Here is a 14529-nt window from a genome sequence, read left to right on the forward strand (position 1 = left end):
GCTCAACTCTTGGGCGTCTCCACGTTCGGCGTCCAATGGTCCTTCTGACTTTGACCGCCGCCGGAGTCGGTATGTTGCACGACGGCGTCCACGTCCCGGTGATGGTCGTGCGGCGCGACCTCGTCGCCCACCGCATAGATCTTCACCCGATCGGCATAGAAGGCCACGCGGCCGTCGATCCGGGTCGCGCCGGGCAGGGGGTCCTCATAGGTCCAGGCGACGTTCTCCAGCACCTCGCCGCCCACCGTCACCGTATAGTAGCCGGCGTCACCCTTGAAAGGGCAGTGGGTGGAGCGGTCGGTCCGGGCGAAATAGCCCATCTCGATGTCGTCTCTGGGGAAATAGGCCACGGGCGCCAACCGGCCTTCGTGCAGGATCAGAACGTCATCGCTGTCGGCGATGATGTGGTCCTCGAACGCCACGCGCATGCGCCCGGCGGCGGGGACAATGTCGATGGTGTGGTTTGATCCGGGATCGCTCATGGGGCCTTCTCCTTTGAACACAGGGGGAACGCATGACCCTGGCGGTTGGCTCCGCCGCGCCGATACGTGGTGATGTTGGACGAGGCTTGCTTGTCTTGGCGCAGGCTGCGTGATCTTCTCCCCGTTTTCCGGGCTCCCCCGGGTCAAATGAACCTCGGCGCAGGCCTGCGGGCCGGCTCAACGCAGAATTAAGCGGAAGTCGATTCATGAACATCGTCGTCGTGCTCGGCGTGCTGATCACGCTGCTCACCGGTGTCCCGGTCTTGCTGCAGTTGATGCGCAACCATCCGCGGGGCCTGATCGTCCTGTTCTTCGCCGAGATGTGGGAGCGGTTCTCCTACTACGGCATGCGGGCCATCCTGATCTTCTACCTGACTCAGCACCTGTTGTTCGACGATGACGTCGCCAACGCCCAGTACGGCTCCTACACCTCGCTGGTCTATCTGCTGCCTCTGATCGGCGGCATCCTGGCCGACCGCTATCTGGGCACTCGCAAGGCTGTGGCCTTCGGCGCCCTGCTGCTGGTCGCCGGCCACCTGGCCATGGCTGTGGAGGGCGAACCGACCCGCGAGGTTCTGACCTATGCAGGCCAGACCTATGAGGTCGCCGCTGAGGGCCGGATGGACGGCCGCCAGGTCCGCCTGGTGGTGGAGGGCGAGCCCTACGCCTTCGGCCCCGCCCAAGGCGGCGGCCTGCAGATCATCGACCTGCCCGCGACCGCGCCGCTGCCGGCGGTGCTGCCGGCCGGCAGCTATGAGATGACCCAGACCGCCGATCCCGTGGGGGTCAACATCTTCTATCTGGCGGTCTCGCTGATCATCCTTGGAGTGGGCTTCCTAAAGCCCAACATCTCCACCATCGTGGGTCAGCTCTATCCGCAAGGGGATCCGCGCCGGGATTCCGGCTTCACCCTCTACTATTACGGCATCAATCTCGGCGCCTTCTGGGCCTCGGTGCTCTGCGGCCTGCTCGGCCAGCACTTCGGCTGGGGCTATGGCTTCGGCCTGGCCGGCGTCGGCATGGCCCTGGGCTGGGTGGTCTTCGTGCTCGGCAAGCCGCTGCTCGAAGGCCATGGGGAGCCGCCGGAGCCGGAGAAGCTCAAGGCGCCCATCTTCGGCCCGCTGAATCGCGAATGGCTGATCTATCTGGCGACCATTCCCTGCATCGGCGTGGTCTGGTGGCTGGTGCAGCGCAACGCTGTGGTGGGCTGGGTGCTCAGCGTGGCCATCATCGCCTCGCTGGTCATCATCGCCTATGTGATCCTGCGAATCTGCCAGACCAGAGAAGAGCGCCAGCGGATGATGCTGGCCACCGTGCTGATCTTCGGCGCCGTGGTCTTCTGGACCCTCTTCGAACAGGCCGGCACCTCGCTCAACCTGTTCGCCGCGCGAAACGTAGACCTCGCCATCACCAGTCAGGCCACGACCTTCCTGGGCATGCCCATGGGGACGCCCGAACAGCTGGCCGCCGCCGGCGTGGACACCGGCGGGTGGTGGGGCTGGATCAATTCCGGCATCGCCGCGGCCCAGGTGCAGTCGTTCAACGCCGGCTTCATCCTGATCTTCGCGCCGATCTTCGCTGCGCTGTGGGCCTTCCTCGGCCGCCGCGGCATGGACCCCGACCCGACCATGAAATTCGGCCTGGGCCTGCTGCAGGCGGGGCTTGGCTTCATGGTGGTGGTGTGGAGCGCAGGGCTCGCCGACGCCAGCTTCCGGGTGCCGCTGATGGTGCTGGGCCTGCTCTACCTGCTGCACACTACCGGCGAGCTCTTCCTCTCGCCCGTCGGCCTTTCGGAGATCACCAAGCTCTCCCTGACCTCGGTGGTGTCGTTCATGATGGCGGTCTGGTTCCTGTCCAGCGCCATCGCCCAGTATGTGGGCGGCTGGATCGCCGGCCTCGCCGGGACCGAGACCGTCGGCGGCCAGGTGCTGGACCCGGCGCAGGCTCTGCAGAGTTCGGTCGAGGTGTTCCGAATGCTGGGCTATTGGGGCCTGGGCGCAGGCCTGGTCTTCATAGTCCTCAGCTTCTTCATCAAGGGCTGGGCCCACGGAGTCAGCGCCGGCCACGGTCCGTCGCCCGAGCCGATCGCCCCGACCCTGGATGGCGAGCGCCAGGCGGTGAACCCGCAGACCCTGCGCGACGATCGGAATGCCTGACGGTTTGGAAGCGGCGGCCTGACAGCCGCCGCTTCCTTATCCGCCCAGCGTCTTGCTGATGCGGAAGCGGTACATGCGGCCGAAGTCGATGTCCCGGTCGTCCACATAGGCGATGTCGGCGCTGTCGCGGGGCCCGGCATAGACGGTGCGGGTGCGGCGCACGCCCCGCTCGGTTACATTGGGAATCTCAAAGCGCAGGACGATGTCCGGCCGGGGCTTCCACTCGACGAACGGCACGACGAAGGGGCGCAGCTTGGTCGTCGAGACCTCGTCATAGCGGTAATAGGTTTCCCGCCAGCCGCCGAATACGTCCACCCCCCAGGTCGAGGATATCGACGGCAGGTCCTGGCTGAAATGGGCCTCCCACTCCACGGGCCGCAGGCCGGAAATCTCCCGGGATTCGCCCGTGGTGGGATCATCGACCGCCGACCGGCGCCAGGTTCCTTCGCCCCGTAGCTGGGCGCCCTTCAATCCCACCCGATCGAAGGGCAGGGTCAGGGTCAGGGCCAATTCCTCGCGCACCCCTGAGCCGATATTGGCCGGGGCGTCATAGATTTTCCCGCCGTCCAGACGCACCGGCGCGCGATCGACCACGTCGGTGATCTCGGCGCGGCGCAGGGTGACCACTAGGGCGCCCCCGGTCCAGAAGCGCCGCTCGACGGCGGCCTCGACGATCCATTCCTGAGCCGGGTCGAGATCGGGATTGCCGGCGAGAAGCACGCCGGTGTTGAGGGAGGACGAGGCGACGAAGTCGTCGAAATCCAGCTGGCCCACCGTCCGCTCGACCCTGAACCGTAGCTGGGTGTGCTCATCCTGGGCCCAGGTCAGGCTGAGCTGCGGCTTGGCGAACTGCAGCGACTTTTCCAGCTCGACATCCCCCTCCGACGAGATGTCCGAGGCTTCGAAGCGAAGGCCGCTATCCAGGGTCAGCCGCGGGCTGGCCCGCCAGGCCAGCTTGGCGAAGGCCTCGCCGCGGCGCTCTTCCACCTTCACATTGGCGGCGGGCAGGACCACGGGAAGCCCGTTCTCGGCGAAGGCGGTGGCGCTATCGAGGGTGTTGATGGCCCCCTCCGCGCCGACCTCCCAGGACAGGGCCTCGGTCTGGCGCCAGCGCAGGACGCCGCGGGCGATGGTTTCGGTGGTCTCGCTCTCCAGGTCGAAGCGGCCGCGATAGGTGGGATCGTCGAACTGCGACTCGATGGTCTCATCGGCGGTCTGGCGCAGGCCGATCAGTTCCAGGCTGGTGCGTGGTCCCAGGGGTCGGGTGAAACTGGCTCCCAGCTCGGTCTCGGTCAGGTCGAAGACCTCGCGGCTGACCTCGCGGGTGGCCGGTCCGAAATTGAGTTCGTCATAGGTGAAGTGGTCCACGAAGAGCCGGCCGTTGGCGCGCAGCTGACCTCCGCCCAGGGGCCGCTCGACCGCCCCGGTCAGGGCCCCGTTCGTCCCCGTGCCCTCGCTGTCCACGAAGCTGACGATCAGGGGAACGCCGGTCCTGTCGGTCCGGACGCGAGGGCCATCGCCCGCCCCGTCATCGGGCCCCTGGCCGCCGACGAAGCCCGCCTCCCAGGCCGTCTGGCCCAGGCGGCCCGAGCCTTCGAGGCGCAGACCCAGCAAGTCGCGGCCGTCATAGACATGGCGGTAGGCGAGGGCGACCAGTCCCTGGACGGAGCTCGTCTCTGTACGGATCAGATTGGCCAGCACCGACTTGCCCTGCATGTCGATGCCGGGCGCGCCGCCGCGGATCAGGTCGATGCGGGCGACCTGCGACGCCGGAATGCGGCGGAGGATCTCTTCCAGGTCGTCAGACTTCGAGGCGGGCCTGCGGCCGTCGATCAGCACATTGCCGGCCGCCCCTTCGAACCCGCGGACATTGTCGCCGCCGTCGAGGACGAAGCCTGGCAGCCGCTCGATCATCTCAAGCGCCGTGGTGGGCTGGGCCGCGGCGAAAAAGGATGGCGGATAGCTGATGGCGCCGCTGCCCTCGGCGGCCGCAGGGGCGGCCTCCGCCGCGGGTTCGGGCGCCTGGGCCAGGGCCTGGGCCGGCAGGGCCAGCGGGCAGGCCGCGGCGAACGCAGCGAGGGCGCGGGTGATCATCTGGTCTCTCCTCCGGCGGCCAGATGATCCAGGCTCGGCTATCAGGGCCAGTTAAATCCCTGACAGGTTCGGAAATCGCCGTTCGGGCTCAGAGGCTCGTGCCGCCCACCGTCAGGCCGGTGATCTTCAGGGACGGCTGGCCCACGCCGACCGGCACGCTCTGGCCCGACTTGCCGCAGACCCCGACGCCGGGGTCGAAGCCGAAGTCGTCGCCGATCATGGTCACGCGCGTCAGGGCGGACGGGCCGTCGCCGATCAGGGTCGCGCCCTTGACGGGCGAGGTGATCCTGCCGTCCTCGATCAGATAGGCCTCGGTGCACTGAAAGACGAACTTGCCGTTGGTGATGTCCACCTGACCGCCGCCGAAATTGGCGCAGTAGAGGCCGCGCTTGGTCGAGGTGATCATCTCCTCGCGCGGGGTGGAGCCGCCTTCCATGGCCGTGTTGGTCATCCGAGGCATGGGCAGATGGGCGTAGGACTGGCGCCGGCCATTGCCCGTGGCGGCGTGGCCCATCAGCCGGGCGCTCATCCGATCGTGCATATAGCCGACCAGGATGCCGTCCTCGATCAGCACGGTACGCTCTGTGGGGGTGCCTTCGTCGTCCACGGTCAGCGAGCCACGGCGACCGGCCAGGGCGCCGTCGTCGAACACGGTCACGCCGGGCGCGGCCACCCGCTGGCCGATCTTGCCGGAGAAGGCCGAGGTGCCCTTGCGGTTGAAGTCACCCTCCAGCCCGTGGCCGACGGCCTCGTGCAGCAGCACGCCGTTCCAGCCGGGGCCCAGCACCACGTCCATCTCGCCGGCCGGGCAGGCGACGGCCTCCAGATTGACCAGGGCCTGGCGCAACGCCTCCTCGCCCTGCTCATGCCAGGCGTTGGGACCGATCCAGTTTTCGAAGCCGGCGCGACCGCCGGCGCCGGAAAAGCCGACCTCGCGGCGGCCGTCCTTCTCGACGGTCACCTGGATATTGATGCGCGACAGGGGGCGGACATCGCGGATCAGCCGGCCGTCGGCCCGCAGGATCTCCACGATCCGCCGCTCGCCGCTCAGGCTGGCCATCACCTGCACCACACGCGGGTCGCGGGCGCGGGCCCAGGCGTCGATCTCCTGAAGCAGGGCGACCTTGGCGGCGAAGTCCGGCGAGGCGAGCGGATCGTCTTCGCCATAGAGGCGGGTATTGGTCGAGCGCGGGCCTTCGGCGGCCACGCCTTGATAACCGCGTTTGGCCAAGGCCGCCGACTGGCCGGCCCGCCGCAGGGCGGCCTCCGAGATTTCGCTGGAATGGGCGTAGCCGGCGGTCTCTCCCGCCACGACCCGCAGGCCAAAGCCCTCGGTCGAATCATAGGCCGCCGATTTCAGGCGACCGTCGTCGAAGAGGAACGACTCGCTCTCCGAGCGCTCGGCGAAAATCTCGCCGTCATCGGCGCCCGCCAGGGCCTCGCCCAGGATTTCGCGGGCGCGTTCGGGGGCGACGCCGCAGGAGTCCAGGATGGAAGGCGCAGGCGTATGGGCGTTCATAAGTGACCTCGAAAACGAGCAGGCTCCAAGACATAGGGGCTCTGGGGCTCCGCGTCACGGCCAGGCGCCCGCAGCGATGCAAACTTGGACTCCGGGCGATGCGTCATATGGCCTCGTTCACGTTCGCCTCAGACAATCGCAACCGACCGCCTTGCGCCTTGGCAAGCTAGGGGAGAGCGCGTATGCACGCCCGCTGAGGGCCTAGCGGCGATGTCTTCGCTGCGTAAGCCTCGTTTCAGTCGGGGGGCGGCGACCACGCATTCGGCGGGAGGTCCGCCCGGCCAAAGAGACCGAGGGGACATGAAGTCGAGCTTGCAGGGGATGCGGACGTGGGCGGCAGGCGCCGTCGCGGTCGCCATGACGGCGTTCTGGGGTGTCCAGGCGCTGGCCCAGGACCTTATGGGTCAGCCTACGCCTAAGGGGATTGCGCTACAGCCGGCCGCCGCGCCGCTGAAGCATGACGCGGTCTTCTTCCATGACGCCATTCTGATGCCGATCATCACGATCATCACCCTGTTCGTGGCCGGTCTGCTGATCTGGGTGATCGTGCGCTACAACGCCCGTTCCAACCCGGTGCCGGCGAAGTTCAGCCACAACACCACCATCGAGGTCGTCTGGACCCTGGTGCCGGTGCTGATCCTGGTCTTCATCGCCATCTTCTCGTTCCGGCTGCTGTTCAACTACAATGACATGCCTCGCCCGGACCTGACGGTGAAGGCCGTCGGCTATCAGTGGTACTGGGGCTATGAATATCCCGACCACGAGGTGGGCGAGTTCATCTCCAATATCCTGCCGGAAGAAGAGGCCGACGCCGCGGGCGTGCCGTACCTGCTGGCCGCCAACGAGCCCATGGTGGTTCCGGTGGGCAAGACGGTGCGGGTGCTGGTCACCGCCGCTGACGTCATCCATTCCTTCGCGCTTCCGGCCTTTGGTCTGAAGACCGACGCCATTCCAGGCCGCGTGAACGAGACCTGGTTCACCGCCGAGAAGGAAGGCGTCTATTACGGCCAGTGCTCGGAGCTGTGCGGCGTGGATCATGCCTTCATGCCCATCGAGATCCGGGTCGTGAGCCAGGCGGACTTCGAAGCCTGGGTCGCCAGCAAGGGCGGCAATCCCTCGGGCCAGGCCGCCACCACCGAGGCCGAGGCCTCTGCGCCCACCATCGACGAGGCCGGCGTCGACGCCGCGGCCGTCGAGGGTGAAACCACCGATGAGGCGGCCGATGCGCCGCAAGAGACCGCTGCGCCTGCTGCCGCAGCGGTCGCGAACTGACCCAGGGGTAGAGTAAGATGGCTCACGCCGCCGCACACGGTCACGACGACCACGATCACAAGCCGGGCTTCTTCACCCGCTGGTTCCTGTCCACCAACCACAAGGACATCGGCACCCTGTACCTGCTGTTCGCCATCATGGCGGGCATCGTGGGCGGGGCTCTGTCGGGCCTGATCCGCTGGGAGCTGGCTGAGCCCGGCATCCAGGTGTTCGTCCAGGGCTCCTGGCTCGACCAGCTTGGCTGGATCGACGCCAGCCACCATGGCTACAACGTCGTGGTCACCGCCCACGCCCTGGTCATGATCTTCTTCATGGTCATGCCGGCGATGATCGGCGGGTTCGGCAACTGGTTCGTTCCGATCATGATCGGGGCGCCGGACATGGCCTTCCCGCGGATGAACAACATCTCGTTCTGGCTGCTGGTGGCCGCCTGGGTCCTGTTGCTGCTGTCCATGTTCGTCGACGGCGGCCCGGGCCGCGGCTTCGGCGGCGGCTGGACGATCTATCCGCCGCTCTCGACGCTCGGCCATACCGGCCCGTCCATGGACCTGGCCATCCTGTCGCTGCACGTGGCCGGCGCCAGCTCGATCCTCGGCGCGATCAACTTCATCACCACCATCTTCAACATGCGCGCGCCGGGCATGACCCTGCACCGGATGCCGCTGTTCGCCTGGTCGGTGCTGATCACCGCCTTCCTGCTGCTGCTGTCCCTGCCGGTCCTGGCGGGCGCCATCACCATGCTGCTGACCGACCGCAACTTCGGCACCAGCTTCTTCAACGCCGCCGGCGGCGGCGACCCGGTGATGTTCCAGCACCTGTTCTGGTTCTTCGGTCACCCCGAGGTCTACATCCTGATCCTGCCTGGCTTCGGCATCATCAGCCACATCGTGTCGACCTTCTCGCGCAAGCCGGTGTTCGGTTACCTGGCCATGGCCTACGCCATGGTGGCCATCGGCTTCGTCGGCTTCGTCGTGTGGGCGCACCACATGTACACCGTCGGCATGAACATCAATCTGCGCGCCTACTTCGTGGCCGCGACCATGGTCATCGCCGTTCCGACCGGGGTGAAGATCTTCTCCTGGATCGCCACCATGTGGGGCGGGTCGATCAGCTTCAAGACGCCCATGCTGTGGGCCATCGGCTTCATCTTCCTGTTCACCGTGGGCGGCGTCACCGGCGTGGTCCTGGCCAATGCCGGCATCGATTACAGCCTGCACGACACCTATTACGTCGTGGCCCACTTCCACTACGTGCTCAGCCTGGGCGCGGTGTTCGCCATCTTCGCCGGCTTCTACTACTGGTTCGAGAAAATCTTCGGCGTGAAGTACCGCGAGTGGGCCGGCGTGCTGCACTTCTGGATCACCTTCATCGGCGTGAACCTGATCTTCTTCCCGCAGCACTTCCTCGGCCTGCAGGGCATGCCCCGCCGCTATGTGGATTATCCGGAGGCCTACACCTACTGGAACCACGTCTCGTCGGTGGGCTACGCCATTACCGCGGTCGGTGTGGTGGTCTTCCTGCTGATCCTGCTGGAAGCCGCCGTCGTGCGCCGCAAGGCCGAGGCCAATCCGTGGGGTGAAGGCGCCACGACCCTGGAATGGACGCTGCCTTCGCCGCCGCCGTTCCACCAGTTCAACGAACCGCCGGTCATCAAGGGCGACAGCCACCACTGACCGGACGGCCCGGACGAGACAGGGGCGCGGATCGGTCACAGCCGAACCGCGCCCCTTCGCCGTTGTGCCGGGTCTGATTAGGAGTATGTCTTGGCGACCATGACGCCCGCCATTCCAGTGACCGCCCAGCCTGCCCGTTGGCAGGACTATATGCAGCTGCTCAAGCCGCGGGTGATGTCTCTGGTGGTCTTCACCGGCGCCACGGGTCTGATCTGCGCCGATGCGCCGATCCACCCGCTGCTGGGCGCGGTCGCCATCCTCTGCATCGCCATCGGGGCTGGCGCCTCGGCCGCCCTCAACATGTGGTACGACGCCGATATCGACGCCCTCATGCGCCGCACCCGCGGGCGGCCGGTGCCGGCCGGGCGGGTCCAGGGGGCCGAGGCCCTCTCCATGGGCGTCGTGCTGTCGCTGCTGTCGGTGATGTTCATGGGCGTGGCGGTCAACTGGCTCGCCGCGGGCCTGCTGGCCTTCACCATCTTCTTCTACGCCGTCGTCTATTCGATGTGGCTCAAGCGCTCGACGGCCCAGAACATCGTCATCGGCGGCCTGGCCGGCGCGCTGCCCCCGGTGATCGGCTGGGCTGCGGCGGCGGGCGAAACGCCCCTGAACGCCTGGCTGCTCTGCGCCATCATCTTCATGTGGACGCCGCCCCACTTCTGGGCCCTGGCCCTCTACACCAGCGAGGACTACGAGAAGGCCGGCGTGCCGATGATGCCGGTGGTCGCAGGCCCGGCCTCCACCCGCCGACAGATCTTCATCTACAGCCTGCTGTTCACGCCGCTCTGCCTGGTCCCGGCCTTCACGGGCCTGGGCGGAACCGCCTACCTGGCGGTGGCGGGCCTCGGCGGCGCGGTGTTCCTGATCCTCGCCTGGCGGGTGCTGCGCAGCGCGGCGGGCGACAGCGCCGATCCGCGCGTGGACGGGCGTCTCTATGATGTGCGCGCCGGCGCCAAGGACGCGCGTAACCTGTTCGCCTTCTCGATCCTCTATCTCAGCCTGTTGTTCGCGACCCTGCTCATCGAGGGGCTGCTTGGCGCGCCGAGCTTCATGAACCTGATCCCCGGAGCGGCATGATGAGCGATGCGAAGGATCCCCCGTCGGCTCAAGACGCCGCCAGCGGTTCGGAACAGGGTGCAGGTCCCGATCCCATGAAGGCCAAGCGGGGCCGCAATATCGCCCTGGCCCTGGGTCTGGTGGGCTTTGCTGTGCTCGTCTTCCTCGTCACCGTCGTTCGCCTGGGAGCCAATATCCTTGACCGCCCCCTCTGAACCGAATGCGCCCCCGCCCGTCGACCGCAGCCGCCGCAACGTCCGGCTGGGACTGATCTGCGTCGGCGTGTTCGCCGGCATGGTCGGCATGGCCTATGCCTCGGTGCCGCTTTATCGCGCCTTCTGCCAGGTGACCGGCTTTGACGGCACGGTCAGCCGGGCCGAGGCGGCCCCGAGCCAGGTCATCGACAAGACCCTGAACATCCGGTTCGACACCAATGTGCGCAACCTGCCCTGGACCTTCCGCTCCGAGCAGGTGTCGCAAAGCCTGAAAATTGGCGAGACGGGCCTGGCCTTCTTCGACGTCACCAACAACGGCGATGCGCCGATCACCGGCCGGGCGGTCTATAACGTCGTGCCCGAGGCCGCCGGCGCCTATTTCCGCAAGCTGGAGTGCTTCTGCTTTTCGGACCAGACGATCGCCCCGGGCGAGACCATCAAATTCCCCATGGTCTACTTCGTCGATCCCGAATACGCCGAGGACTTCGAGACCCGGAACAAGGCCGAGATCACCCTGTCCTACACCTTCTTTCCGTCCAGCGAGGACGCCCAGGCGCAGGCGCGTACCCACGCCCCGACAGACCTGGCCGCTTCGGCTCTTGGCGGATCGCAAGGGGCGGGGCTATAGCACCATTCAGACCACCCGTCGGCGGAGAGAGCAGCCGGGCCGGCGGTACGAGATTATGAGGGGTTAGGACCGAGATGGCCCAAGCAGGCGTCAAGCACGACTATCACCTGGTGAATCCCAGCCCGTGGCCCCTGTTGGCCTCGCTGGGCGCCACCATCATGGCCGTCGGCCTGGTGACCTGGTGGAAGGGCCTCTTTGGCCTTCCTGCGGGCACCTGGTGGCTGTTCGCCGCCGGCTTCGCCCTGATCATGCTGGTGGCGACCGCCTGGTGGATCGACGTCACCAAGGAAGCCAACGCCGGCGATCACACCCCTGTGGTCTCCATCGGTCTGCGATACGGCATGATCCTGTTCATCGCCTCCGAAGTGATGTTCTTCGTGGCCTGGTTCTGGGTCTTCTTCGAGATGGCGCTCTTCCATGAGCACCGCACGCTTTCGAGCATCGAGGAAGTCCGTCAGGCCTGGGCCACCTGGCCGCCCGCCGGCATCGAGACCGTGCCCGCCTGGAACCTGCCCCTGGTCAACACCTTGACCCTGCTGCTCTCGGGCACCACCGTGACCTGGGCCCACCATGCGCTGCAGCAGGGCGACCGCAAGGGCGCCAAGCTGGCTCTTATCCTGACCGTGATCCTGGGCGCGCTCTTCAGCCTCATCCAGGCCTACGAGTATCATCACATCCTCTCGCACGAATACTTCTTCTCCGAGAACGCGATGAACTCAGGGCTCTATGGCTCGTCCTTCTTCATGGCCACGGGCTTCCACGGCTTCCACGTCCTGGTCGGCACCATCTTCCTGCTGATCTGCCTGATGCGCCTGATGCGCGGCGGCTTCACCCCGGAGAGGCACTTCGGCTTCGAGGCGGCCGCCTGGTACTGGCACTTCGTCGACGTGGTCTGGCTCTTCCTCTTCGCCTTCATCTATGTGGTGTTTGGCGGGGCTGGCGGGCACTAGCCGATGACGCGGCCCAATCCGCTCCTTTCGGGTCTCGCCGGTCGGTGCCCGAACTGCGGAGAGGGCCACCTCTTCGACGGCTTCCTGAAGGTCGCGCCCCAGTGCGAGGCCTGCGGTTATGATCTGGCGAAGGCCGATTCCGGCGATGGTCCGGCGGTCTTCGTCATTCTCATCGCCGGTTTCGTCGTCGCCTTCGCCGCGCTCTATGTGGAGCTGGCCTTCACGCCGCCCATCTGGCTGCACCTTCTGCTCTGGCTGCCGCTGACCGTCATGGTCTCCCTGGGGCTCCTGCGCCCGATGAAGGGGGTCATGCTTGCCGCCCAGATCGCCAACCGGGCGTCCCAAGCCCGAACCGATGATTGACACCGTCGCCACCCGCCGCCTCCCCATCGGCCTGACCCTGGTGGTCCTGATCGCCCTGGGCATCCTCATCGCTCTGGGCGTCTGGCAGCTTCAGCGGCTGGGCTGGAAGACCGAACTCCTGGCCCAGATCGAGGCCCGCTCCACCGCCGAGCCTGTCGCGGCGGGCGAGATTCTGGCCCGCGCAGGGCAGGGGGAGGATGTGGGCTTCTACCGGGTGCGCCTGACCTGTCCGGGCCTCGACACCGCCCCCTTCCTGCAGCTCTACGGCCTCAAGAACGGCCAGGCCGGCCAGAGGCTGTTCTCCGCCTGCCCGGTGGAGGGCGGCGCCTATCGCAGCATCCTGGTGGATCGCGGCTTCGTCCCCGACACGGTCGAGGCCCGCCCGCCGGTGGCCAGCGAGCGCGGCGCAACGCCGGTCGAGGTGGTCGGTCTGCTGCGCGAGCCCGACGCCCCCAACTTCGTCACCCCGGAAAACCAGCCGGCCCAGAACCTCTGGTACGGCAGCGACGTGCCGGCCATGGCCGAGGCCCTGGGCGCCCCGGCCCCGGCGCCGGTCTTCCTGCTGGCCGAAACCTCAAGCAATCCCGATTTCGCCGCCCTGGACCCCACGCCTCTTCCCGGCGAGATCGCCAACCGGCATCTGGAATACGCGCTGACCTGGTTCGGCCTTGCGGGCGCCCTGATCGCCGTCTATGCCGCCATGCTCTGGCGCAGATGGAAGAGTTGATGCGGTATGTCTCCACCCGGGGCCAGGCCCCGGCGGTCGGCTTCGTAGACGCGGTCCTGGCCGGCCTCGCCCCCGACGGCGGGCTCTATGTGCCCGAGACCTGGCCGACCTTCACGCCGGAAGAGATCGCCGCCTTCCGCGGCAAGCCCTACGCCCATGTGGCCGCCGAGGTCCTGGCGCGCTTCGCGGGCGAAGAGATCCCGCGCGAGGCGGTCAACGCCATGTGCGAAGAGGCCTACGCCACCTTCGCCCACGCCGCCGTCGTGCCGCTGGTGCAGCTCGCCCCCGACGCCTTCCTGGCCGAGCTGTTCCATGGGCCGAGCCTGGCGTTCAAGGACGTGGCCATGCAGCTGCTGGCCCGCCTCTATGACCACGTCCTGGCCGGCCAGGACCGGGTCCAGACCATCCTCTGCGCGACCTCGGGCGACACCGGCGGCGCCGCCGTCGAGGCCTTCCGCGGCCGGGCTCATGTGCGGGTCTGCGCCCTCTTCCCGGAGGGCCGGATCTCCGAGGTCCAGCGCCGGTTCATGACCACCGCGACCGAGGACAATGTCCGCTGCGTCGCGGTCCAGGGCACCTTCGACGACTGCCAGGCCATCGTGAAGGCCGCCTTCCAGGACCAGAGCCTGCGCCAGGCCGTGGACCTCACCGGGGTCAACTCGATCAATTTCGCCCGGATCGTGGCCCAGAGCGTCTACTACTTCACCACAGCCGTCGCCGTGGGCGCGCCGGAACGGGCCATCTCCTACTGCGTGCCCTCGGGCAATTTCGGAGACGCCTTCGCCGGCTTCGTCGCCCGCCAGATGGGCCTGCCCATCGAGCGGATCGTGGTGGCGACCAATTCCAACGACATTCTAGCGCGCGCCTTCACCGACGGCCGCTATGCCCGCGGCGAGGTGATGGCCACCCAGAGCCCGGCCATGGACATCCAGTCGGCCTCCAACTTCGAGCGGCTCTATTTCGAGGCCGTGCGCCGGGAGGCCGTCGAGACCGCGCGGGCCTTCACCGCCTTTGGCGAGGCCGGCCATATCGACATCCCGCCCGCCGCCCAGGCCTTCATGGGCGAGCTGTTCACCGGCGTGGCGGTGAGCGAGGACGAGACCGCCCGCACCATGCTGGCGACCCTGAACGAGACCGGCGAGCTCATCGACCCGCACACCGCCGTGGGCGTGGCGGCCCTGCGCCAGGCCCGGGACCTGCCCGGTCCGATCATCGTGCTGTCCACCGCCCATCCGGCCAAGTTCCCCGAGGCGGTCGCCGCAGCCACGTCGGTGACGCCGGGCCTGCCGCGTTGGACCCAGAGCCTGGCGGCGCGTCCCGAACGGTTCGACCGGCTGCCGGCCGACGCCGAGGCCATCAAGGCCTGCGTCCGCGCCTTCGCCGAGAGCTAGGGT

The 14529-nt window shown here is 67.4% G+C and carries 13 protein-coding genes; 10 read left to right on the forward strand and 3 right to left on the reverse strand.

All coding sequences use genetic code 11. The annotated features are described in order from the left end of the window. Positions 1-2 precede the first annotated feature (2 nt). Positions 3-482 carry a DUF427 domain-containing protein gene (locus tag V7702_RS05655; RefSeq protein WP_335649165.1) on the reverse strand — a complete coding sequence of 160 codons (480 nt, stop codon included), beginning with the start codon at positions 480-482 and terminating at the stop codon, positions 3-5. 206 nt (positions 483-688) lie between these two features. On the opposite strand from V7702_RS05655, the gene V7702_RS05660 reads away from it, so the two are divergent. Continuing rightward, complete coding sequence (locus V7702_RS05660) at positions 689-2638, forward strand: peptide MFS transporter (protein WP_335649166.1); 1950 nt, start codon at positions 689-691, stop codon at positions 2636-2638. Between the two features lie 36 nt (positions 2639-2674). On the opposite strand, the gene V7702_RS05665 is transcribed toward V7702_RS05660, so the two are convergent. Continuing rightward, complete coding sequence (locus V7702_RS05665; RefSeq protein WP_335649167.1) at positions 2675-4732, reverse strand: TonB-dependent receptor plug domain-containing protein; 2058 nt, start codon at positions 4730-4732, stop codon at positions 2675-2677. Between the two features lie 88 nt (positions 4733-4820). Continuing rightward, positions 4821-6251 carry a metalloprotease TldD gene (gene tldD, locus V7702_RS05670; RefSeq protein ID WP_335649168.1) on the reverse strand — a complete coding sequence of 477 codons (1431 nt, stop codon included), beginning with the start codon at positions 6249-6251 and terminating at the stop codon, positions 4821-4823. 300 nt (positions 6252-6551) lie between these two features. Here tldD and coxB point away from each other — a divergent pair, with 300 nt between their 5' ends. From coxB to thrC, 9 genes are all read left to right on the forward strand, one after another. Next, positions 6552-7523 carry a cytochrome c oxidase subunit II gene (coxB, locus tag V7702_RS05675; protein ID WP_335649169.1) on the forward strand — a complete coding sequence of 324 codons (972 nt, stop codon included), beginning with the start codon at positions 6552-6554 and terminating at the stop codon, positions 7521-7523. A 17-nt stretch (positions 7524-7540) separates the two neighbouring features. Next, positions 7541-9196: a cytochrome c oxidase subunit I gene (gene ctaD / locus V7702_RS05680; protein WP_335649170.1), complete on the forward strand. Its 1656-nt coding sequence runs from the start codon at positions 7541-7543 to the stop codon at positions 9194-9196. Positions 9197-9295: 99 nt separating this feature from the next. Continuing rightward, positions 9296-10273, forward strand: coding sequence for a heme o synthase (gene cyoE / locus V7702_RS05685; RefSeq protein ID WP_335649191.1), 978 nt, complete (start codon positions 9296-9298; stop codon positions 10271-10273). Continuing rightward, on the forward strand, positions 10273-10467 hold the full coding sequence (locus V7702_RS05690) for a hypothetical protein (RefSeq protein ID WP_335649171.1): 195 nt from the start codon (positions 10273-10275) through the stop codon (positions 10465-10467). Before cyoE ends, V7702_RS05690 begins: the two co-directional genes overlap by 1 nt. After that, positions 10451-11095: a cytochrome c oxidase assembly protein gene (locus V7702_RS05695; RefSeq protein WP_335649172.1), complete on the forward strand. Its 645-nt coding sequence runs from the start codon at positions 10451-10453 to the stop codon at positions 11093-11095. Before V7702_RS05690 ends, V7702_RS05695 begins: the two co-directional genes overlap by 17 nt. Before the next feature lie 74 nt (positions 11096-11169). Next, complete coding sequence (locus tag V7702_RS05700; protein WP_335649173.1) at positions 11170-12045, forward strand: cytochrome c oxidase subunit 3; 876 nt, start codon at positions 11170-11172, stop codon at positions 12043-12045. 3 nt (positions 12046-12048) lie between these two features. Continuing rightward, a complete protein-coding gene (locus V7702_RS05705) occupies positions 12049-12408 on the forward strand; it encodes a DUF983 domain-containing protein (RefSeq protein WP_335649174.1) in 360 nt (119 codons plus the stop codon). Beyond that, a complete protein-coding gene (locus tag V7702_RS05710; protein ID WP_335649175.1) occupies positions 12401-13135 on the forward strand; it encodes an SURF1 family protein in 735 nt (244 codons plus the stop codon). The genes V7702_RS05705 and V7702_RS05710 overlap by 8 nt, the downstream gene beginning before the upstream one ends. Then, positions 13135-14526, forward strand: a complete 1392-nt coding sequence (thrC, locus tag V7702_RS05715) for a threonine synthase (RefSeq protein WP_335649176.1) — start codon at positions 13135-13137, stop codon at positions 14524-14526. Before V7702_RS05710 ends, thrC begins: the two co-directional genes overlap by 1 nt. Positions 14527-14529 lie beyond the last annotated feature (3 nt).

The organism is Phenylobacterium sp. (assembly GCF_036963605.1).
Lineage (GTDB): Bacteria > Pseudomonadota > Alphaproteobacteria > Caulobacterales > Caulobacteraceae > Phenylobacterium.